Source organism: Bradyrhizobium sp. MOS002, from assembly GCF_003020115.1.
In the GTDB taxonomy this organism is placed as follows: domain Bacteria; phylum Pseudomonadota; class Alphaproteobacteria; order Rhizobiales; family Xanthobacteraceae; genus Bradyrhizobium.
This window is the reverse complement of the sequence record NZ_PYFX01000017.1, coordinates 90,269-111,054: the sequence shown is the minus strand read 5'-3', so window position 1 is coordinate 111,054 and position 20,786 is coordinate 90,269. Positions and strand designations below refer to the sequence as shown.

At 59.0% G+C, this 20,786-nt stretch carries 18 protein-coding genes and 2 pseudogenes; 12 read left to right on the top strand and 8 right to left on the bottom strand.

What is annotated here, in order from left to right; genetic code table 11:
• Positions 1-389: 389 nt before the first annotated feature.
• The 3 genes and pseudogenes from C7G41_RS39095 to C7G41_RS30845 form a co-directional block, all read left to right on the top strand.
• Positions 390-575, top strand: a pseudogene (locus C7G41_RS39095) (ketopantoate reductase C-terminal domain-containing protein); the annotation flags it as partial.
• Between the two features lie 62 nt (positions 576-637).
• Entirely contained in the window at positions 638-1,066 is a 429-nt protein-coding gene (locus C7G41_RS39090; RefSeq protein WP_373681174.1) for a ketopantoate reductase C-terminal domain-containing protein, read from the top strand.
• A 154-nt stretch (positions 1,067-1,220) separates the two neighbouring features.
• Positions 1,221-2,828: an NAD(P)/FAD-dependent oxidoreductase gene (locus C7G41_RS30845; protein ID WP_106946054.1), complete on the top strand. Its 1,608-nt coding sequence runs from the start codon at positions 1,221-1,223 to the stop codon at positions 2,826-2,828.
• Positions 2,829-3,252: 424 nt separating this feature from the next.
• On the opposite strand, the pseudogene C7G41_RS30840 reads toward C7G41_RS30845, so the two are convergent.
• Positions 3,253-4,221: pseudogene (locus C7G41_RS30840) on the bottom strand (MBL fold metallo-hydrolase).
• Positions 4,222-4,840: 619 nt separating this feature from the next.
• On the opposite strand from C7G41_RS30840, the gene C7G41_RS30835 reads away from it, so the two are divergent.
• The 6 genes from C7G41_RS30835 to C7G41_RS30810 all read left to right on the top strand — a co-directional run bounded on the left by C7G41_RS30835 (position 4,841) and on the right by C7G41_RS30810 (position 11,090).
• Positions 4,841-6,076, top strand: a complete 1,236-nt coding sequence (locus C7G41_RS30835) for an ABC transporter substrate-binding protein (RefSeq protein ID WP_106946053.1) — start codon at positions 4,841-4,843, stop codon at positions 6,074-6,076.
• 6 nt (positions 6,077-6,082) lie between these two features.
• Entirely contained in the window at positions 6,083-6,982 is a 900-nt protein-coding gene (locus C7G41_RS30830) for a branched-chain amino acid ABC transporter permease (protein WP_106946052.1), read from the top strand.
• Positions 6,983-6,996: 14 nt separating this feature from the next.
• Positions 6,997-7,932, top strand: coding sequence for a branched-chain amino acid ABC transporter permease (locus tag C7G41_RS30825; protein ID WP_245446794.1), 936 nt, complete (start codon positions 6,997-6,999; stop codon positions 7,930-7,932).
• Positions 7,929-8,681: an ABC transporter ATP-binding protein gene (locus tag C7G41_RS30820; RefSeq protein ID WP_106946050.1), complete on the top strand. Its 753-nt coding sequence runs from the start codon at positions 7,929-7,931 to the stop codon at positions 8,679-8,681. Before C7G41_RS30825 ends, C7G41_RS30820 begins: the two co-directional genes overlap by 4 nt.
• A complete protein-coding gene (locus C7G41_RS30815; protein WP_106946049.1) occupies positions 8,678-9,388 on the top strand; it encodes an ABC transporter ATP-binding protein in 711 nt (236 codons plus the stop codon). The genes C7G41_RS30820 and C7G41_RS30815 overlap by 4 nt, the downstream gene beginning before the upstream one ends.
• A 1,225-nt stretch (positions 9,389-10,613) precedes the next feature.
• Complete coding sequence (locus tag C7G41_RS30810) at positions 10,614-11,090, top strand: hypothetical protein (protein WP_106946048.1); 477 nt, start codon at positions 10,614-10,616, stop codon at positions 11,088-11,090.
• A 1-nt stretch (position 11,091) separates the two neighbouring features.
• On the opposite strand, the gene C7G41_RS39085 is transcribed toward C7G41_RS30810, so the two are convergent.
• Both C7G41_RS39085 and C7G41_RS30800 read right to left on the bottom strand, forming a co-directional pair.
• Positions 11,092-11,382, bottom strand: a complete 291-nt coding sequence (locus tag C7G41_RS39085; protein WP_373681172.1) for a hypothetical protein — start codon at positions 11,380-11,382, stop codon at positions 11,092-11,094.
• Positions 11,383-11,843: 461 nt separating this feature from the next.
• Complete coding sequence (locus tag C7G41_RS30800) at positions 11,844-13,490, bottom strand: winged helix-turn-helix domain-containing tetratricopeptide repeat protein (RefSeq protein ID WP_158268058.1); 1,647 nt, start codon at positions 13,488-13,490, stop codon at positions 11,844-11,846.
• Between the two features lie 515 nt (positions 13,491-14,005).
• On the opposite strand from C7G41_RS30800, the gene mddA reads away from it, so the two are divergent.
• Complete coding sequence (gene mddA / locus C7G41_RS30795; RefSeq protein WP_245446792.1) at positions 14,006-14,788, top strand: methanethiol S-methyltransferase; 783 nt, start codon at positions 14,006-14,008, stop codon at positions 14,786-14,788.
• 860 nt (positions 14,789-15,648) lie between these two features.
• Here the strand turns inward: mddA and C7G41_RS30785 are convergent.
• From C7G41_RS30785 to C7G41_RS30760, 4 genes are all read right to left on the bottom strand, one after another.
• A complete protein-coding gene (locus tag C7G41_RS30785) occupies positions 15,649-16,047 on the bottom strand; it encodes a hypothetical protein (protein WP_146159832.1) in 399 nt (132 codons plus the stop codon).
• Positions 16,048-16,317: 270 nt separating this feature from the next.
• On the bottom strand, positions 16,318-16,818 hold the full coding sequence (locus C7G41_RS30780) for a DUF2939 domain-containing protein (protein WP_245446790.1): 501 nt from the start codon (positions 16,816-16,818) through the stop codon (positions 16,318-16,320).
• A 932-nt stretch (positions 16,819-17,750) separates the two neighbouring features.
• Positions 17,751-17,939, bottom strand: coding sequence for a hypothetical protein (locus tag C7G41_RS30765; protein WP_106946043.1), 189 nt, complete (start codon positions 17,937-17,939; stop codon positions 17,751-17,753).
• 721 nt (positions 17,940-18,660) lie between these two features.
• A complete protein-coding gene (locus C7G41_RS30760; protein WP_106946042.1) occupies positions 18,661-18,966 on the bottom strand; it encodes a hypothetical protein in 306 nt (101 codons plus the stop codon).
• Positions 18,967-19,299: 333 nt separating this feature from the next.
• On the opposite strand from C7G41_RS30760, the gene C7G41_RS30755 reads away from it, so the two are divergent.
• On the top strand, positions 19,300-19,512 hold the full coding sequence (locus C7G41_RS30755; protein WP_106946041.1) for a hypothetical protein: 213 nt from the start codon (positions 19,300-19,302) through the stop codon (positions 19,510-19,512).
• A 62-nt stretch (positions 19,513-19,574) separates the two neighbouring features.
• Entirely contained in the window at positions 19,575-19,781 is a 207-nt protein-coding gene (locus tag C7G41_RS30750; RefSeq protein ID WP_106946040.1) for a hypothetical protein, read from the top strand.
• Here the strand turns inward: C7G41_RS30750 and C7G41_RS30745 are convergent, their stop codons facing one another.
• Entirely contained in the window at positions 19,782-20,114 is a 333-nt protein-coding gene (locus C7G41_RS30745; RefSeq protein ID WP_106946039.1) for a hypothetical protein, read from the bottom strand. It abuts the gene before it with no gap.
• Between the last annotated feature and the right edge of the window lie 672 nt (positions 20,115-20,786).

Genomic DNA, 20,786 nt, shown 5'->3' with positions numbered 1-20,786 from the left:
ACGAGCTGCGCTACATGGGCAAGGTCTGGGCTGAAGCCGGACGAAATCGCCGGAGATCCGCAAGGCGCTTGGTACGATCGTAACCCCGAAGCAAAAAATCAAGAAGCGCATAAAGAAGCCGAGGGCCACCTGGGTCGAGCCGAAGTTTTACCGAAACCATCGCACACGTTGTCGGGTGGGGCAAAACGCTCGGCTGCATCCCCAGTTGCATCACCGTCAATCTGCCTGCTCCAGGGCACATCCACCGCGGCACTGGCAAGCACGGCGCCAAACACACGGTGTTCGCACTGGCGAGCTGCACGGCCGCATCACGCCACGTGCAAAGGAAGTATCCCGCCTGGTCGCCTATGCCGACAACGCCAAGGTGACCACATCTTTGGGGCGAGCGCTGGTCCAAGCTCGTGGCCAACGTCATGGGAAATGGACGCTCTACCTGCACTGGCCTGTCTGGGCGAGCCATGCTGCAGAGCGATTCGATCCGCCGCTTCTCGACCCGCCTCGGGAGCGAGGCAATTCGTGAGGGCCAGGCGCTGGGCTATCAGCTGGAGGAGGTCCTGCATTTGCCGGCCGAGACCATCGCGGGCCTGGCGAGGGCGACGAAGCGTGATGCACGTCCGCGACCAGCAGCGCTTTTCGGATTCCAAATACACTTCCTCCGAGCAGCCCCTCGATGTCCCAAGACATGCAGAAGGGCCGTCGCACCGAAATCGAACCCCTCAATGGCTTCGTCGTGGATGATCCGAAGCACATCACGGAGCTGCGATTGAATCGAGCGGCACCCTTACAGTCTCTCCCGCCACTTCCTGGAAGACGCCGCGTTTACTTGCGAGCGCAGGCCGGATTGCCGCGCCCACAAGATAACGCATGTCTGCGGCCAAAGTCGCGGTCGCTCCAATTAGACATCGACCGGAAAATTGAATCTTGCGGCCGCTGCAATTCTTCTCATGGTACGTCGAAACGGCAGGTCCGAGAAATGGAGTCTCCGCAAATCGACGTTGATTGCTTCTGGACCGGCTCGGTCTTTGAAGGTGTGCATTCCAGATTTGAAGGCGACCCCCGGCAGTGAGCTGCATTGAGCAGAGAAGGCGAGCTTGAGGGCACTGACCGGGACGGTTATATTAATCCCAATTCACTTTGACGCAGCGCACTTTCACCTTTACGGCGCTGACGGTATACCTAGCCTTATGTTTGTGGGGTGGGCGTAATGAGCGAGTGCGGCAATGTCCAATGAACCGGTTGAGCTAGACGCGCTGGTTGTTGGTGCGGGCTTTGCGGGCCTCTACCAGCTGTTTCGGCTTCGGGATGACCTTGGCTTGAAAGTCAAGGCCGTAGAAGCGGCTCAGGGTGTTGGGGGCACGTGGTTCTGGAATCGCTACCCAGGAGCTCGGTGCGACTCTGAAAGCCATGTCTATTGGTATACGTTTTCCCTGGATTTGATGCGACAATGGGAGTGGTCTGAACGCTATCCGGGCCAAGCAGAAATTCTGCGTTATCTGAATTTTGTTGCCGACAAGCTCGACCTGAAACGCGACATTCAATTTGGTACCCGGGTTGCGTCGGCGCATTACGACGAAGCGAGGAATCGCTGGCACATCCGTGCAGAAACGGGCGAGACCTTCATTGCGAAGTTTCTCATTACCGCGGTCGGCTGCCTCTCCACTGCCAACGTGCCCGACATTCTGGGACTGAAGACCTTCAGGGGTGAGTGGTACCATACAGGGCAGTGGCCGCACGAAGGCGTCGAGTTTGCGGGCAAGCGAGTGGGGATGATCGGCACCGGATCGACCGCCATCCAGGCGGCGCCGGTGATCGCCGATCAAGCCAAGCATCTGACCGTATTTCAGCGTACCGCGAACTATTCAGTACCAGCACGCAACGTCCCATTGACGGCGGACTTCAAGCAATATGTCAAAAACAGCGCCAGCGAAATACGCGCGACTACGCATCAAACCTATAACGGCATGGGCTTCAGGGTTGCGGAACGCAAAGCGGTCGACACGCCGCCCGAGGAGCGCGAGAGGATTTATGACGAGGCCTGGGAGCGTGGCGGGCTGCAGTTCCGCGCATCCTTTGAGGACATGCTCGTTTCTAAGGAAGCAAACGACACCGCTGCCGACTTCATAAAAAGGAAGATCCGTTCGATTGTGAAGGATCCCAAGACCGCGGCGGTCCTCGCTGACATTGATCATCCGTATGCGGCCAAGCGCCCGCCGATCGATACCGACTATTTTGAGACCTACAATCGGCCGAATGTCATGCTCGTGGACGTCAAAGCTGCGCCAATCCGGCAGATCTCCGAGATTGGAATTCGCACGGATCAGGCCGAGTACCCCCTAGACATCATAGTTTTTGCGACAGGGTTCGATGCGTTGACGGGACCGCTGCTCAAGATGGATATTCGCGGGCGGGGCGGGATCGCACTCAAGGATGTCTGGGAGGCAGGACCACGCAATTATCTAGGTTTGCAGGTCGCTGGTTTTCCAAACCTCTTCACCATCACGGGGCCCGGCAGTCCATCGGTTCTGTGCAACATGCCCGTAGCCATAGAGCAACATGTCGACTGGATCACCGATTGCATCGCTCATATGCGGACCAACGGGCTGGAGCGGATCGAGGCACGAGCCGACGCCGTCGAGAAATGGGTAAGCGAAGTCAACGAGGCTGCTGCCCGAACACTACTGCCGCAGGCAAAGCATTCCTGGTACCTCGGGGCGAATATTCCAGGCAAGCCGCAGGTGTTCATGCCCTATGCGGGCGGCTTGGTCCGTTATCGCGAGATCTGTCAGGACGTCGTCACCCGCGGCTACGAAGGTTTCGCTCTGTCATAGTCGTTCGCAACGAGTTCGGCCCGTCTTCCTCGGCGATGGTCCGGTCGTTGACCTGAACCGTGCCTAGCGGAGCTGCAAGCGCCTATCCTTCCGAGGCCACCGCCGCTCACGGCGCGTGCCCCAGAAAGTCGCCAGCTGCAGGTGGAAAATCCTGGGGTGATGCGGTGGACAAGGTTGACGCCAAAGCCGATGTTCTCCGAAGTCGCGATGTGCGGAGCACAAGCCTGCGCAGGTTGAGCTCCAGCATTGTCTGCGAGGACCATTATCGGGCGTCGTGATTTTGACTAACACGTCCGAGTCTGACCCGAAAGGCCACATGCGCAGTCCGACACCGTTCTCGTCAGAGACAAGGCGCAAAAATGCCCCGTCAAGTCCGGGGCTAGAGTTTGCTTTGGAGGTCGTCTCTTTTGTCCGCCCTCGAAATTCAGAGATTCAAGCTCATCGCTTCCGGGTAATAGTGGAAGCCCTCCGATGTCTTGGCGATATGGCCGTAACCTGGCCAAGCAAAATGATAGGACATCACAGGAATCTTATTTGCAGCAATCATATCCAGCAATTTGACCCGGCTTTCAGCTGCCTGCTGCGGATCGGTGTCGTACGAGAACTGCATCCGTGGTTTTTCAAGCAGCAGTATCGGATGGTGAGTAAGATCACCGAGGAAGGTGAACGATTTCCCTGCCGACGAGACCATGAAGATTGTGTGACCTACGGTGTGGCCAGGAGCTGCCATGGCCTGCACGCCGGGAAGGAATTCCTGACCGTCCTTGAAGAACAGGGCGATCTCGTACCGGCAGTAAGTTCTTGCGTGCATGAACGACAAAGTCCTTCAATGGACTGCCAAGCTTGCCTGCATCGGTCCAGAAATCGAAATCGCTCTGAGCTATGTAGTACTGTGCGTTAGGGAATAATGGCTTACCGTCCCCGTCCACAATGCCGCCGATATGATCGATGTGCGCGTGTGATAAGACCACGGCGTCGATGTCGGCTGGTTTAATGCCAGCCTCTGCCATACTCTTCTGCTGACGGCCGGTGGTCGGTCCGAAGGCCTTTGGACGTTCCCATGCCAGTGTCGAACAGAACTAGCCTATCACCCATATTCACGATTGGCGAATTCTGCTCCAGCACCACATTTTCTGGTGAGAGGAAATTGTCGCTCAGCATCTTCTTCACTTCTTCATCAGGCACGCCGATGAAGGTCCCTTTCGGAGGACCGAGTGGCAGCGGACCGTCAGAAACGACCGTCACTTCGGCGTCTCCAAGACCGAAGCGATAGAAATAAGCTGGCTGCGTCCCAAGCTTGGGTGCTCGCGCAAAAGCGTTATTGCCCAGCGGTCGATGCGCCTAATCCTGCGCCGAGGGCGAGTAAGGAGCGTCGCGAAAGGTCGAATGTCATGTTTCCTCGTTTTGTTACTATGAAGTAACATAGCAGGATGCGCTCGTTCCCGAAGGCTGGCAAGGGGCGTCCGCCTTGTGCGAGCGAGCCGTCCGTACTCTCGCTCGTCGGCTCGAAATGGCCCGCGTACTGCCGTAGATCGTTCCTGGTGAGCGGAGCTGCGTCACATATCATTTGCGTCTGGGTTCTCCCGGGTCGCCATCTGTCCGCAGCTAGGTTGGAAGGGAAATGACCCGCGCTGGATGAGCTCGACGTGAGGGACCGCGAGTAGACGTCCTTCCTTCGCGCTAAACACCTCGGGCGACAGGCGCCGTGCGCTCATCTTGCGATCGCTATGTCGTCGTTCATTCCCGAACCGGATCCGCTTCGCGAAAGTCCATGCGATGAGCGGAATGGGCAGGGTGGATAGCGCGGCACCAGCGCATCGCGGGACGATCCCGTGACGTATATTGAGCAGCAAGGCGGCGCCCAACTCTACCGGAAGGTACAATGCCCATACCGAGGCTCCGGCCCTCGCTCCACCTTTATGTCGCTTGATCAGCATGGCCTCGCCGATCTACAGTCGGGGCACAACACGACTGGTTGGTTCAACAGCCGGATCACAGGGAGGTGCAGTTCGATGAGCGGACCCGTCACGCGTCGCACGCTTTTGGCCGGTGGCACGGCTACTTTGGTGGCCGCCCCATGGGTAGCCAGGGCACAGGCAAATACTCTCCGCATAGGCATGCAAAGCATCCTATCGGGACCCATCGCGCTGCTCGGCACCTCTTCGCGCAACTCGCTCCTAATCGAGCAAGATCGCATCAATGCCGCTGGCGGCTTCCTGGGCCGGCAAATCGAGTTCGTATTCCGGGATTCCAAAGGCCAGCCGCAGGAAGCCGCGCGCGTCGCACGTGAACTGGTGAACACTGCAGGCTGCGAGCTGCTGGTCGATGCGGAAGCGTCGTCCGCCTCATTCGCGGTGCAGGAGGTTATGCGCGACCTCAATGTGGCCTGCATTCACACCAACAGCGAGACGTCATCGCTCACCGCAGATCCGAAGATCCGGGTGCCCACCGCATTTCGCGTGGCGCGTCAGGGCGTGCACGATGCTGTCGCCGGCAGCCTCTACCTCGCCGACTTCGCCAATGCCAAGAAAATCAACAAATGGGCGACTTGCTCACCGGACTACGCCTATGGTCGCGACACGACGGCGCAGTATCTGCAGTTCTTCAAGAAGTTCAAACCGGATGTCGAGGTCGTAACCGAGGCCTGGCCCAAACTCGGCCAGCCGGACTTCACCGAAGTGATTACCAAGCTTATCCAGGCCAAGCCGCAGGCGCTGTTCACACTGCTGTATGCCGGCGATCTCTCGGCGTTCGTGAACCAGGGGAATGTCTATGCTCTGTTCGGGCAGATGACCGTCGCAACTCCGAACGTCGACTATCCAGTGCTGGCTGCGATCAAAAATCTGCCCGCGGGCATCCAGTCGGCCACGCGCTATCTTGAGACATTCCCGGACACGCCGGCGAACAAGGAATGGGGTCAGGCGTACTTCAAAAGGTGGAACGAACGGCCGACTAATTGGTCCTGGCAGAATTCGGTCGCCATGCACTTCTATGAGGCGGCCATCAAGAAGGCCAATTCTCTGGACGGCAAGGCGATAGCGGCTGCCCTGACGGGACTGAAGATCAATTCGCCCTTTGGCGCCGACGGCACCATCACCATGCGGGACGATCACACCACGATCGGCTATGCGATCGGGTGGGGACAGACCATTCCGAAGGATCCGTTCATCACCGACATCAAACCCGCCGATTGGGGCAAGATCATCGAACTTGAGACGGAGTGGAAGAAGCAGCAGAATTATAGCTGACGATCGATGGACTTCAACGCGCTCGGCGCATGTTTCACGACCCCCGCCTGTGTGGTGACGCAGGCCACCAGCGGCCTGATCGTGGGCATGCTGTTGTTCCTGGTGGCTGCCGGCTTGACGCTGATCTTCGGCGTTCTCAAGATCGTCAACTTCGCCCACGGCACCTTCTACATGCTGGGCGGCTATGTAGCTTACAGCGCATATGTCGCGACGGATAGTTACGCGCTCGCCGTGTTGGCGGGTGCGGTGGCCATGGCCTTGTTCGGCGTGCTCTTCGAACGCGTGCTGATGAGCAGGGTCTACGGCAGCAACGTGCTTATGCAGCTTCTGGTGTGCTACGCGGTGGTGCTGATCTTCGACGACATCGTCAAGATTGTCTGGGGTCCCGAGTTCCGCGCCATGGGAATGCCGGCTGCCTTTCAGGTCCCGCCGCTGTTCATTGCAGGCGGCGTCGTGCCCCCGTTTTACGCCGTGCTTATCGGAATAGCAGCGCTGATCGCCATCGTGCTCAGCCTTGGGCTGTCCAGAACGCGCCTCGGCAAGACAGTTCGGGCCGCGGCGGTCAATCCGCAGATGGTCTCGGCACTCGGGGTCAATACGACGGTGCTATTCGCGATCGTCTTTGCGATCGGCGGCGGGCTCGCTGGCCTCGCAGGCGCGCTCGCGGGTCCCGTTCGCTCGCTTTCGCCCGGCATGGGCTTCTCGATCCTGATCGAGGGATTCATCGTCACCGTGATCGGCGGTATGGGCTCGATCGCAGGCGCGATGGTTGCGGCGCTCATCATCGGGCTCGTTCGAGGCTTCGGCACGATCGGCTTCCCCGGATTCACCGATGGGCTTATCTACATCGTGATGATTGGTATCTTGGTCCTGCGCCCGCAGGGACTGTTCGGCCGACCGCTATGAAGCGCAATCCTGCCTTGCGCGACGCCCTGTTCGCCGCGATCGTGCTGATCTTGCTGCTCGCGATCCCAATGTTGCATCGTAGCCCCGCCTTCGAGGACTTCATTATCCGTCTCAGTGCGATGGCGCTGTTCGCGACCTCGCTCAATCTGCTGGTCGGCACCACAGGAATGGTCTCATTCGGCCACGGGATGTTCTATGGCTTCGCCGCCTATGCATTTGGCCTCACGATGCAGTTGACGGAATTGTCTCTGCCCGTCGCGGCGCTATTCGCGGTGGCTCTGACGACCATCGCCGCTCTCGTAGTTGGCGCAATCTGCGTCCGACTAAGCACGGACTATTTCGCTTTCATCACCCTCGCGGTGCAGATGCTCTTCTTCAGCGTTATTGTTTCATGGCAGAGCCTGACGGGAGGTGATCAGGGGTTGCGCGGTGGTATTCCTCGCCGTCGCATCTTTGGTTTCGACCTGGGCTCGCAGCTTCATCTATACCAGTTCTGCGCCATCGTCGCCGTGCTCGGATTGTTGGCGCTCCGCCATGTCTCGATGAGTCCGTTTGGGAATACGTTGCGCATGATCCGCGACAATGCGGAACGCGCCAGCTTTGTCGGCATCGTCCTGTGGCGCGCTCGACTGCTGGCGTTCACGATCGCGGGCGGCTTCGCCGGGATTGGAGGCGTGCTGGCAGCCCTGTTCGTATCAGGCGCCTATCCCGAGCTGGCCGATTGGCCCAACTCGGGCCAGGCCATTTTTGCGGTCATGCTGGGAGGCATCAACAGCTTTCTTGGGCCCGTGCTGGGCGCGATGATCCTGCTCGCGCTGAACGATCTGGTGCAGCGGTTCACGGAGTATCACGGACTTGTTCTGGGCATCGTGATCCTCGCATTCGCGCTTGGCCTGCGCCGAGGCGTACTCGATTTCATCCACCTCGTCTGGAGCAAGCGCGCGCGATGAATGTTGAGATCAATCATCTCACCAAGTCATTCGGCGGCGTACGCGCGATCGACGACGTGTCGCTTGCCTTTCCCTCCGGCAGCTTATCAGCTGTTATCGGACCAAACGGGGCCGGCAAGACCACCTTCTTCAACCTGATCAGCGGCGCGTTCATGGCCGATTCTGGCGAGGTGCTGCTTGACCGTGAGGACATTCTCCAGCTCTCCAAGACGGAACGCATGCGGCGGGGCATTGGGCGTGCCTTCCAGGTCGCGAGTTGTTTTCCGACCATGACTGTGCGCGCGAACTTGATGGCTGCGGTCACGGCCCACGCCGGCCGCTGGACCAGCCTGTCTCATCGCTTTCCGTCCGCCGGCATGCGCGAGCGTGCCGAAGAGGTGATGGAGTTCGTCGGGTTGACCGATGTTGCCGATGTCGAGGCGACCATCCTCTCGCATGGCGATCAGAAGCTGCTCGATATCGCTATTGCGCTTGCGTTGGAGCCCAAAGTGCTGTTGCTCGATGAACCTACGGCTGGCATGGGCCCGGACGAACGCTGGCGCATGATTGAGCGCGTTCGCGGTCTTTGGGAACGCCGAAAGCTGACCCTTATTTTCATCGAGCACGACATGGATATCGTCTTCAAGGTTGCCAGCAGCATTCGCGTGCTCTGCTACGGCAAGGTGCTGGCCGAGGGCACCCCAGACCAGATCCGCAACAACCAGGCTGTCATCGACGCCTATCTTGGGGCAGAGGAGAACGCGAGTTGACCGAGCTCTTGCGTGCGGAGGGCGTAAGCGTGTTCTACGGCGCGAGCCAGATCCTATTCGGCGTCGATGCTGCGCTCCAGGAAAAGTGTACACTAGCGCTGCTCGGCCGAAATGGCGCGGGCAAGAGCACGACAATGAAGGCGCTCGCTGGCATTGTCCCGGTGCGCAGCGGCCGCATCTTCTTCGCTGGCCGCGACATCACGCACGCACCACCTCACGCGCGCGCGCAGCTGGGAATGGCTTATGTGCCGGAAGACCGGCAAGTATTCCCCGAGCACAGTGTGGAGGACAACCTCCTGATCGCGGCCAAGAGCGGCCCTGGCGGCCGGCGTGACTGGACGCTGCCGCGGATCTGGGAAACGTTCCCGCTTCTTACAAGGCTTCGATCCCGCCAGGCAGGCCGCCTTTCCGGCGGCGAGCAACAGCTGCTGGTGATCGCTCGTGCGCTGATGGGAAACCCGCTGGTCCTGCTGCTTGACGAGCCTAGCGAAGGGCTGGCGCCGATCATTGTCGCCGACATCAGCAGGGTCTTGCGAGAATTGGGCGCGGGTGGCGCCACGATTTTGCTGGCTGAACAGAACATGCATTTCTGCCTGCGGATTGCACAGGAGGCGCTCGTCATCGATAAGGGCAAAGTCGTCCATCGTGAAAGCACGACAGGCCTTTCAGGAAATGATGATATTCGAAGGCGCTATCTCGCGATGTAGACCCTGCGGAGCAGACATCACGCCTCCGACAGGTTGTTCCCGAAAGCCGACCTCCTGCCTCAGTCATGTGTCAGGCGGTCGCCGCGAGCACTGGCTTCGTCCTAACCGATGCTGCTGCATAATCAGCGAGCTATAAAATGAACGCATGGGACCCGCGCAGACCTCAGTTAAATTTGGCAGTAGGCCTGCTCCCTTGAGGTGAACTGATTGCGCTTAGGCCAGCGTTGGAGGGAAGCCTCTGACCCGAAGGAGATGAGAGAAGGGTTGATCCGAACCGCGCTGGCGGCGACAATAAGGCCGTTGCGGCTGTCATGGTTGTGCAATTCGAGGTCCTCCAGTACGGCGTTCGTCACTTTCCTCGCTCCGAGCCACGATGTCTTCGCCAGGCTATGGCGACCCGCTTCGTCCGGATCCTCAGGCAGTGCTACGCGATGTTCGCGATGGACTCGTAAGCCCGGAGAGGGATCGATCGATCTATGGTGTTGTAATTACGGGCTATAAACGCGACCTCGATAGGGATGCGACAGCTGCGCTGCGGTCCTAGCCAACGAACGCGAACGCCTCGCTTTGATATTCTCCAGGGTCAACCTTATGGTCATGGAAGGCGTGCCTGCCAATGACGAACTTGCGCGATTGGGAACGGCCGTATCAGCTACGGTCGCAAATGGAGTCAGTTGGCGAACTGATAAGGAAATACGCAAAAGCTTATCAGTTCGCACGGCGGGCAGGGAGTAACGCTTGTGAACGGCCCCTTCTGGCGGGAAGCGGGCATTCGCCCGAAGGCTGATTTCAGCAAGGTGCGGCCTTCATTCGTCCGTAGGAGCACCGGGCGTCGCTACTGCACTTGCAAACAGCACTTTCGCAGTTGCTGACACACCCGTGGCACCGGGGGAGGCTGAGAAATCAAGTTGCCCTGGAAGTCCTTGGCTGCACTGACCGCAGATGAAAGGAAAACCGAGGGCAGCGGCTGCTTTGAACTCGATGACGCCGAGTGCAAGGACGGGCAGTACGACAGCAAGTTCAAGAAGACTTCAAGACGACCGCGATGCCGCGACCAAGCCTGACCGAAGCCTGTTCCGCGATCTAGCAATGCGGATTTCTGGAGCGGCTGTTAACTCTATCGGCAAACGCTCTGCACGCGGGGCGCGTTGTCAGGTCGGCCGCCGCCAAGTTGCCTCATTAGATCGGAGAATTCTAACCGGCGCCATTTCAAGCCGGAGGCATCATGCTGAGAATGATGTTGTTGAGCTTCCTCATCCCACTGGGTGTGGGAGTGCTTGCGGCAATGGAACTCAAAACTCCAGCGCGGAGTGCAGCAGTGCCTGTCCCGCCCGTTGCCGAGATAGCAGCAGGCGTTTCCGAGCCACGCGGTGTGTTGGCCAAGGCTGATCGACTCGAAGTGGCCGCAGCGAGCATCGAGACACCAGCGCGGCCTGCTCTCGTCGACGAACGCAATTCCTCGCCGGAAGGCACCAGTGTCGGTGCATCGGAGCCGCCGAGGACGATGAACCCCCATCGGCACGATCCCAAGCCGAAGAAAGTCACCACCGTCCCTTCTCCGAAGTCGAAGCCAAAGAAAGCCGAGGTCAAGCGGACCACAACTACCGAACGGCGAAAGGCTGCCGGGAACGCCGAACCTTGCCGGCTAGGCGCGTTTGGTGGCTTGCTTAAGGCTTTGGGTTCAGCCGACTGCGAGTTCTGATTCACCCGAGCCGTCGTTCCCGCTGAATCGGCCTCGGTCGCTCTAACTGCGCTCCGGTCAAAAGCTGATTCTTCGGAACGGCCATCTCTGGCGCGAAGCGGGTAGTCGCAACATTGGCTACCGACATGCTTCTGTCTTGCCGACCTATCCCCGCGCAAGAACAAATATCGAAATTCAGCATGCGGCCGGGCCCACCTTGCGATGAAACCGGCGTTGCGATCAGCAAGTCCGGACGCAGCGTAGCGTTGAGCAGCCGATCGCACGCATTGAGCGGCTCGTCGGGAAAATACATCTGGGTGATGAGCCGTTCGAACCGGCCGTGAACCTCGAAATGAACGTGCGGCGGCTTCGCGTGCTCTCAGCAATGACAACGGTGTTCGGCTCGGCCACGCCTTGCAGGCGCGCGGCAAGATTAGGGGTTTCGGCTGCCAGTGTGGTGCCGGTGATCCGTGCGCCTGCAACAGGTCGCCGGACGTAGACGCAGGAATCGAGGAGCCGGATGCCAGCCACGTCATTACGGACGTAGACGTGAAGAAGCGCCGCCATTGAGCCGCTTCATCGGCTATTCAATGGCACACTTCGCCCTCGGTCGCACCTTTAGCTCTCCTCGGTCGGATGCACCCACTTGTAAGGCGTGATCTGCCGGGCATCCGTCAACTTGATCGATCGTGCGGGGGGCGAATAGCATGGCGTTCGAGCTCGGGAAGTTGAGGACATCGGGCGCGCCCCAGGCCGCAACGCAGTGCGCAACGATCAGTCGTCGCGAACGCCGGCCGAACGCAATCCTTCGGTGTATTCGCTCAAGAACCGGGGGTCCCTACAGAAGAAGAGCTCTCGTCCCGCGGTTCCTGTTGTGTAACCGCTCTTGCGCTTCATCAATTCTGCCACAGCGGCGCTTGCCTGCGCGTGGTCACCGAGGCGTCCGAGCGAAGCGGCCAAGGTTGCATAGGCTCGATACGTGGCGTTCGATTGGCGCGCCGCTCTGCGGGCGAACTCCGCAGCGATGTCGTACTCTCCAAGCGAGAAGTGTGCCCACGAACGCGTGTGGTGGAAGCTCCACAGGTGGCTGTCGCGTGGACTTAATATCGTGGCCTGGTCCAGCAGCGTTTCCGCTTCGATCTCGCGCCCGCACCACAGGAGATTGAAGCCTTGCGCGAAATAGCCTTGTGCGAAGCTGGGATTGAGTTCCAATGACAGGCCGATTGCCGCGGACGCCTCTTCGTTCTGCCGCGTGAGGCATAGCGCGCGTCCGAGCGCGCAATGGCAGAAGCAATCGAGCTCGTCGAGAGATACGGCGGTTTGGGCTTGATGCAAAGCGGTTTTTAGCCGAGCCCCCCGGGCTTCGGGCGCATCGTAGAGTGAGCGTTGAATGTTGACGTAGCTGAGCGCGCCGTGTCCTCTCGCGAAAGTCGGATCGGCGGCGATCGACCGCTGAAAGTATTCTTCCGCGCTGTCGAAACCAGGCGTGGTGAAACGCCATAGATTCCACAGTCCGCGCTGATAGCAGTCCCAAGCGTCCAGGCTCTCCGGTGGCTTGCGGGCCGCCAGCTGCTGTTCCAATTTCGACAGCTCGGGCTCGATAGTGGCGGCGATTTGTCGCGCCATCTCGTCTTGGATGTCGAAGATGTTCAGCAGCTGAAATTCGTACTTTTCGGACCAGAGCTGCTGTCCGTCCGCGGCTCTCGCGAGCTCCGCGGCGATGCGCACGGAGCCGTCGCTCTTTCGCACGCTTCCCGACATGACGTAGGTCGCACCAAGTTGCGCGCCCACTTCGCGAGCGTCGACGGTGCCGCCCAGGAAGCCGATCGTGGAATGGCGGGAGATCACGGAAAGCCATCGGTTTCGGGCGAGCAGCCGGATGATGTCTTCAGTGAGCCCATAGCTGAAGTATTCGTTTTCGGGGTCGTTCGATATGTTTTGGAACGGGAGCACGGCGATGGATGGTCGGGTGATCGCCTCGGCTTTGACGGCCTCCGAAATGACGTCGTCCAGCTGCGAAATCTCAGTGTGAACGGAAGTACTCGGCGGACCACGTTCCGGGCCGCCCACCTCGCCAGGTACGAGCTTGACAGTATCCGCGTCCGAGCTCGGCACTTCTTCGACATCTCCCACGAAGCGGAAGCCGCGGCGATGCAAGGTCTTGATGAATTGTTGTTCGGTGCCGCTGTCGCCGAGCACGCGTCTGGCGCCGTTGATGCGGCTCGAAAACGCGGCTTCCGAGATGATCCGGCCGTTCCAGATGTTCTCGATCAGCTCATCCTTGCTGACGACCCGGTCGTGGTTGCGCACGAGATGAACGATGAGATCGAAAACCTGCGGCTCGGCATGAACGGGCGAGCCGCGCCGGCGCAATTCATGCTGCCCGAGATCGATCTCGAATTCCGCGAACCGGTATTTCATTACCATTGCCCCTCAAGCTGCCGGGCGGTCAACGATCCTCGAGCAAACGAAAAATAAGAGTTTCCTCAAGGAGTCCGCCAAGCAGTTCGGACAACAACAATCTACAGACCGGTGAAATAGCGTTCAACAGGAGAAGCCATATGACCGGCCCACCTCAAAACTACACCCGTGCTTCGGGCAAATTCTGCCCCGTGAAGCGACCAACCCGACCCGGATCGTCGTTGCTTGTCCTTCGTTTCGAGCCGGAGCCTTCGCTATCACGGCGCGTTCTGGTCGTGGCCGCTCGGCTAAGGCGGGCAACAAACGAGGCGATCGCGGCGGCAATAGCCGAACAGGCCAAGCATGCGGTGACGCGGCAGCAGTGGCGAGCCGAGAGTTCGCACCTCGTCCAGAGATCAACTCGCTACAGTCCGCTCGACCAGCTGATCGCTTGGGCGGCAGCACGGCTAGGCAGCGGCCGACGACTCTGAAGCGCGCGCATCCCGAGATAAATTTCAGAAGTGATGGAGATTCACATGACTATGGTTTTTCATCCCGATCAAAATTCCGCTTTTCCGGCTACGCCATCTCGCGCGACACGATCGCTCGGCCTCGTGTACGGCCTGCTCTCGTATGCCGTTTTTCTGGGTGCATTTCTCTACGCGATCGGCTTCGTTACGGGCGTCTTGGTGCCGAAGACGATCGACGACGGCACGACTGGGGCGTGGAGCACGGCCTTAATGATCGACCTCGCGTTGATGTCGGTCTTCGCTGTGCAGCATAGCGGGATGGCACGGCGCACTTTCAAGTCGTTCTTCGCGCGTTTCTTTTCCCCGGCCGTCGAGCGCAGCACCTTCGTCTTGCTCGCGAGTCTTAGCTTGATCTTGCTGTTCTGGCAGTGGCAACCATCACCCACCGTCGTGTGGGGCATCGATGGCCCGGTCTTCGCCGGCGCCGTCGCCGCTGGTGGCGCCATCGGCTGGATCATCGTGCTGTACAGCACATTCCTGATCAGTCACTTCGAGCTGTTCGGATTGACGCAGGTGATCACGCAGTTCATGGGACGGGTTGCCCAGCCTATCAAGTTCAAGACGCCTGGACTCTACCGACTGGTTCGGCATCCGATCTACCTCGGCTTCATCATCGCCTTTTGGTGCACCCCGTTGATGACCGTCGGCCATCTGCTCTTCGCGTCGGTCACGACAGGCTACATCTTTGTGGGAATTTGGCTGGAAGAAAGGGATTTGGTCGCCTTCTTTGGTGACGAGTACCGCAAGTATCGCGAGCGGGTCGCAATGCTGCTCCCCGGTCTGTTTTGATCGATCGATCTCGTGCGCGAACGGCCTACCGATAAGCGGGCCGTTTGCCGCGCCGGCGGTGGTTCAACATTTAGCCAGCAATCGCGGATCTCGTCCCGTTCTGGGCAAGCCTTGACTCACTGCGTTGTAGGCACGGCACCTTACCCAAGGTCCGAACCATCGCACTCGACAATAAGCTTGCCACGTCGCGGTCGCAACGCCACGTAGACCCATCTCATCCATCTCATCCATCTCGCCGAAGATGACTTTTCCCGGCCGGCCGGCGGCGTTCATTGGGGTGTTCTGTGGGATAGGGCGAGACTCTCCGCCATCAAAGCGGCATCGTGAGTACCTTGAAAATACCGAGTGCTGGTAGGTGCCACCCTAACCAGGCGGCTTTTTGGTTGTGTTGGCGCGGTTTGTCCCGAAGGGTGGCACTTCCCCGTCCAGCCATTCCTGCTCCTCGGCTAAAGCTCGCCACGCTTCTTCCATGCGTCGGTACCGCTTGTAAGCCGGACTATCCTTAGATGCTTCTCCTTCAGCGAGCATGGCGCAGTTGTCTGCGTTCTCTTTGTAAATCTGTGATGGCTTCATCATCGGGCTCCAGCGTACTGCTTAGGAGAGGCGTCTGAAAAATATGTGCTTTCGCCCGTCCAGCTCGAGTCGTGAAAGTAACCAGCTAGAAAGCTTCAGCCGTCGAGGCAATCAGGTTCCGGGCACATCAATGGTCAAGGCCCCGCATTAGTGGTGATGACAAGGTTCTATTTCGACTGTCCGGACGGCCGGGCTACGACCGACGAGCGGGGAGGGAGGTCTCGAGCGTGGAAGAAGCCAACTGGAGGCGTTTCTGGCGTTGCAACGCACCACTCCACGAATGAGCGCTAGCGCTGCGATTTACTCTTGCTCTTCTTCGCGGCCTTCTTAGGCGCAGATTTCTTGGCCGCCTTCTTTGGTGTGGCTTTCTTTGCAGCTTTCTTGGGTGGTGTTTTAGCCGCCTTCTTGGCAGACTTGTTCGCCGCGGATGGTGTCTTCTTTGTACGAGCAGCTGCGACCCGTTTGTTAGCTCTCAAAGGGGGAGGAACGCGCTTCTTCTTCCGAGTGATGATCGGCGGCGGAACAGCGGCAGCATCGGTCGCTTCAGGAATGTAGACTTGCTCGTTAGTCACTCCGGCAACCGCTTCTGGATCGGGCTTCATAGCCTCCGCGGCTGCAGTCGAGGCGGTGTCCACGATCTCTTTCATAGTGTCTGAAATTCGTTCTACTATTGATTTTTTAGCCATCCGGGCCTCCCTGAGTCGCGGCAAGATATCCCATTTTTGCTTCAGGCGGGATTGGTACCGTATTGGCATCTCCCCAGGATTCATTCGGAAGAAGGGCAGCGGGGTTTAGCGCCGGCTTCAATCAAATGATACTCCAGCTAGTTACCGCGGGACGCAAGATAGCAACGGCGCGCTGCTTCGGTAGTGCGTCGGGCGGCCCCGGCGCGTCCGGCGCCAGCCCCGGGGACGACCGGGGTCGTTCCCGCGCGCAAGGTCACCAAAAGCGTCGGCTCAGCGCGTCGGTAGCCGGTCCACTATGCTGGACAAGACCTTTGGCGGCAAAGTGATGCCGGATAGCTTCCAGCTCGCCCCTTCATAATGCAGGCTAACACTCCCGGCGTCCTGATTTGCTCCGAGCCTCACCGCAAACTCGACCGGCTGCACTGGCGTTATCCGTCCCGCGAGAACAAAGATGTTCGAAACGTCGAGTTCGGCAAACGAAGACATCGTCCCAAATGTAATGTTTTCTGCCGCGTTGCGGACGGTGCCGCTCCTCAACAGGACGGACAAATTTTCCGGTGTCATGAGCCTGACCGCGAGATCGTCGGCGATTGTCGCACCGACTGCGTTAACTGCCATTCGTTCGAACGGCCGCACCGGCCGCTTTTGGCCAATTCGGTCGAGATAGGCGGACACAACCTGATCGACCACCGAATGGCGGAGGCGCGGAAGGTTCGTTCGCGCCACCACCTGAGCGGCGTCTCCGCTTCGCACCGCCGAAACCAGCTCCAAGACAGAAACGAGGCTGACCCGGCATAAGTAAGGAGGCAGATCAGGAACGCCGCCACGATGCCAACGAGCCACCTCATGGAGCGGCAATCGTGGTGGAAGGGCATTGTTCCAAGATGCGATCGGCAAGGGCCACTGACGCTTCTTGCGCCGCTGTCAGCCGAGAAGTTCAGTCATCTTAATCGTTGGAGGTTGGCAATGCACAAAATGATGCTGTAGCCGCAATGTGCGCTGCGTTCGCACCTGCAGCGTGTGGGAGAGACCCAGGGCCTAAAGGAGATCCAGGGGCGCAAGGTCCAGCCGGCCCGCAGGGAGCCCAAGGCATCCAAGTAGTGCCTGGACCACAAGGCCCCGCCGGCGCGCAGGGGCCTCAAGGGCCGCAGGGTCCGAAAGGCGAAAAGGGAGACAAGGGTGATCCGGCGACGGTCAACATCCGAGCGGTTCAGGCCGACGGCGCAGTCAACGATTGGGCTTTGCATGAAAAAGTGACTGAGCGTCGCCCATGATTATTTTGGAAGTACTTCGGCCAATCCCGCGACCGTTTCAGTCGCTGCCGCGTCTCCCGTAAAAGGCTGCACCTCGCAATCGATATGCAATGTGCTCGACAGCCCGTCCGAGCTAGATTGGCGCGAGCAGACGGTGCTGCTCATAAGGTGGCGCGACGTGAAAGCCTTCAGGCTCGATGGAATTCCACCGCCCGCTGTTTCAGAGAAACTCTAGCCGTGAAGCCTGCCTGCAGCCACGCCATAGCCTGCGTGTGCCCAGCTTTGCGCGAACTCTCATTTCCCCACCAAGCACTGAACTTGTAGGCTGACGGCGGTAACGGCCTCCCGAGAATCGCCTCGATTTCCGAGAACGTGAGCCGAACAATTTGCGCCTTTGTGCGCCCCAGCTCCCGCAATAGCGGATCGTAAACGGACATGACGCTCAGCTCGTCACGTTGGTCTGTCATCGCCGCTCGCAGGGATGTTGAAGCCCCGGGCGGCAAGTTCTAGCTCGAGCTCAGTGATCCGCTCGAAGATGCGAGCAGCAATCGCCTCGGAATCTTCAGCGCTTAACGATCGAATGCCTCTGAGAGATAGCTCGTCCCTGAGAACCTTTGCCACAAGCAATTGAATTGCCATTGGATCAAATCCTAAAAAGACGATCCAACCGCAACCGAAGGGCGAGCGCAAGTGTTTAGGTGGTGCTGCCGTGCTTCGGCTAGTTGTCTCTCGCCTCCGAATGCTGAAGCTGCTCCGCTGCTCACACAAGCTTTTCTGCGGCAGCCATTAACAGCAACCCGTGTGCCTCATCGGGTGTTCTACCCTGCGTGATCTGTAGCCGATTGGCCGTCTCGCTTTGCTTGAGCACGTGTCGTTAGCCTATCCAGCTTCGATAGCTCTTCGCTCAGACGTCTTTCGACATACTGCCGTTCGAAGTCCGTCAGAGTGGTTTGCAATAAGAGGTGGTAGCGCTGAATATTGTTGCGATGTGCCCGGACCAAATCGTTGTCAATCATCGTCGTCGGCTTTCCGGGAGTGAAACGACAAACAACTCATCGTCAAGCGGGATGGGCAGGCGACCGAGCAGGAGCAGGCCGGAGCATTTCCGCCGCTTTCTCCATGGTAGCGAGCTTTTCTTTCCCAATCTGTGAACTATTTCACACGGCCCTGCAATCGTAGCCTAGTTGGCAGTAGACACGGTCCAGTGGTTTAGCAGGCCTGGGTCGGCTGCATCAGCCCGATAGCGGCGGTAGGGATGCCTAGCACAGTCGGGTGCGCCGGCTCATGGAGCTTGGCTGAGGAGACGAGGTGCCAAGTCTATGCGTCTGACGGCTGCGGCGCCAATGGCATGCCGGTTCGATCACTGCATTTTCTGCCCGAGGTCTCTCAGCAGCGTGTGAAGAAAGTCGCTGGCATGGTCGTATTGCGCGTTGCCGTTCGTGATTTGACGGACGCGTGGATCCAATAAGCGACCGACGGTTTCGGAGCCGAGCAACTCAGCTCTGTCGGACCACTGCTGCAGCAACGTATCGGGTATATCGTCCGCAGATCCGAACATCCGCAAAAGGGAATGTTCGGCCTCGGGCTTGTGGTCGTGATGAGCCTTGGCCGCATAGAAAGCGAATAGTCCCCGAAAGGCATCACGGGAAACGGCAGGTTTTCCCATCGCAATGTCCCTGAAAAAATTACGTTCTCAATAGGGCAAGTTTGACGCCTCCGTTCGGGAAAAGCTAGAAAAAACCAAGGTCCTATGCCCTTCCGTTTCCGAAGAGTTTGCCGTTGGACGATGAGGGCAATGCCAACCCGTCAATGATCATGACCTATCCTGGTTGGGCATTTGCGGCGCTCTTTGGCTCTTGTCGCTCCCAGCCGCTCCATTTGTGAAGTGCAAACCGGCGGAGGGGCCAGCTTGTAGGACCCAGCGCAGATGTTGCGGCCACCGCGCGGCTTGCACTAAGCTCATTCGATTAGATCCGAGTTGTTTTTGTGGAGTAGCGTCATGTCCAGTGCGATTGAGTTGATTGTGGATAGCTACACAACAGTGAAAGACCGCCAGTCGCTTGAAGAGCTGAGGATCCATCGCCGGCGACTTGCCGGAGACCTGAAAGCCTGGGTGGGCTTTGACTGCAGGTTGTCGATTGCGCAGATCGAGCAGGATATCGCGGCAATCGAGGCGGGCCTGGAGATGTTGTCGGGGCCGGTCGGCGGTTAAGCTAAAGGCGCCAACCCGATAGGGCGTGCGCACAACGAGGGCAAGTGCTGCGATCTTTCGTCATGGCTGCCCTCGTACTGGTCTGGGGACCCTCGTCCGCGCTCAGCCTGACGTCGGAGGAGATCATCGCCAAGCTTCGCGCCGCCGGCTATTCCCACATCCAGGAACTACCAGCCGGAAAGATAAAGACCTACAAGGCCGTCAAGGAAGGCACCGCGCGCTCGCTAATCGTCGACAGCACCGGCCACATCGCGGAGGTGGCGAGGTAGCTAGACGGGCAGACGAAGCCAGACGTCTTTACTGGACAGTGTGCCGGTCGGGGTCGCAATCTCCATATCGACAACACGAAACGAGCCATGACTTTCGTAAACGTAGCGAAGGTGCCAGACGGGGCCGGGTTCCGGCGAGATGGCGAAGTCGTCCAAGGCAGACGCAACGTATCGAACGGCATTGCGTCGCTCAACTGAGGCGGAGAACATCGCCTCTATCAGCGCGGCCAGGCTCATGCCGCCGACCAGCATGGCTCGTGCCGTTTCGTCGCCGTAAGTAAGCCGCAGCGCAGTCACGACTGCCGCAATAGCGTCGGGGTTCTTCAGAGCCACGGTAGATCCGCTTCGCCCAGCAAAACCATAATGCGGATTCCGCCCCCTTCGTGCAACCGGCACCGATTCGCGGCCAACTTATCTCAATGGCTAAATGCCCAGGGCGAGCCGCTCCTGCGAAGCTCGATCAGCGGAGCAGACGGGAAAGCTGCGGCTAGAGAACGCTTGAGCCGTTCTCACGGTGCTCGCCGGTTCACGCTGGCCTGCCGTGCGGCGAAGGCCGCAGCGGGAGGTTAAATCGCTGCGGCCCACGCGCCTTCAAATGAAGCCGGGTTAAAAACACCAAGTGAAATATGCAGCCAGCCCCGGTAGCAAAAATTCTGCCGCAGCTTTGTCTGTTTTGCAAACACAATTTCGGTGGAACCGAAATCCACCTAGCGGGCATTCTGTTCCGAGCGGCGGAACAATTCTGATTTTTCTGCCGCTGCGAAGCGAGGGGGCGCTGCACAGAGACCCAGTCAATCTAGCCGGTGGGGACCCGGCTACTGGCATTACGCCGATAGGACCGACTGCGGACGCAAGAGTTGCCTTGAGTCCTCAGCCCATCGCTGAAATTAAGCTTTTCGGCGACTTGTTTTTGACTGTGCGCGTTTGAGCGCTTTCACTCCATAATGTTGATGGAGACGGACGTGATCAGTTGGTTGTTAGTGATCATAATCGCGGCAAGCGTTG

What these genes read in the sequence shown, in the direction of transcription:
- C7G41_RS30845 (WP_106946054.1), top strand. Translation starts at nt 1,221, where the DNA reads ATGTCCAATGAACCGGTTGAGCTAGACGCGCTGGTTGTTGGTGCGGGC.
- C7G41_RS30835 (WP_106946053.1), top strand. Translation starts at nt 4,841, where the DNA reads ATGAGCGGACCCGTCACGCGTCGCACGCTTTTGGCCGGTGGCACGGCT.
- C7G41_RS30830 (WP_106946052.1), top strand. Translation starts at nt 6,083, where the DNA reads ATGGACTTCAACGCGCTCGGCGCATGTTTCACGACCCCCGCCTGTGTG.
- C7G41_RS30820 (WP_106946050.1), top strand. Translation starts at nt 7,929, where the DNA reads ATGAATGTTGAGATCAATCATCTCACCAAGTCATTCGGCGGCGTACGC.
- C7G41_RS30810 (WP_106946048.1), top strand. Translation starts at nt 10,614, where the DNA reads ATGCTGAGAATGATGTTGTTGAGCTTCCTCATCCCACTGGGTGTGGGA.
- C7G41_RS39085 (WP_373681172.1), bottom strand. Translation starts at nt 11,382, where the DNA reads ATGTATTTTCCCGACGAGCCGCTCAATGCGTGCGATCGGCTGCTCAAC.
- C7G41_RS30800 (WP_158268058.1), bottom strand. Translation starts at nt 13,490, where the DNA reads ATGAAATACCGGTTCGCGGAATTCGAGATCGATCTCGGGCAGCATGAA.
- mddA (WP_245446792.1), top strand. Translation starts at nt 14,006, where the DNA reads ATGACTATGGTTTTTCATCCCGATCAAAATTCCGCTTTTCCGGCTACG.
- C7G41_RS30785 (WP_146159832.1), bottom strand. Translation starts at nt 16,047, where the DNA reads ATGGCTAAAAAATCAATAGTAGAACGAATTTCAGACACTATGAAAGAG.
- C7G41_RS30765 (WP_106946043.1), bottom strand. Translation starts at nt 17,939, where the DNA reads ATGGCAATTCAATTGCTTGTGGCAAAGGTTCTCAGGGACGAGCTATCT.
- C7G41_RS30760 (WP_106946042.1), bottom strand. Translation starts at nt 18,966, where the DNA reads ATGGGAAAACCTGCCGTTTCCCGTGATGCCTTTCGGGGACTATTCGCT.
- C7G41_RS30755 (WP_106946041.1), top strand. Translation starts at nt 19,300, where the DNA reads ATGTCCAGTGCGATTGAGTTGATTGTGGATAGCTACACAACAGTGAAA.
- C7G41_RS30750 (WP_106946040.1), top strand. Translation starts at nt 19,575, where the DNA reads ATGGCTGCCCTCGTACTGGTCTGGGGACCCTCGTCCGCGCTCAGCCTG.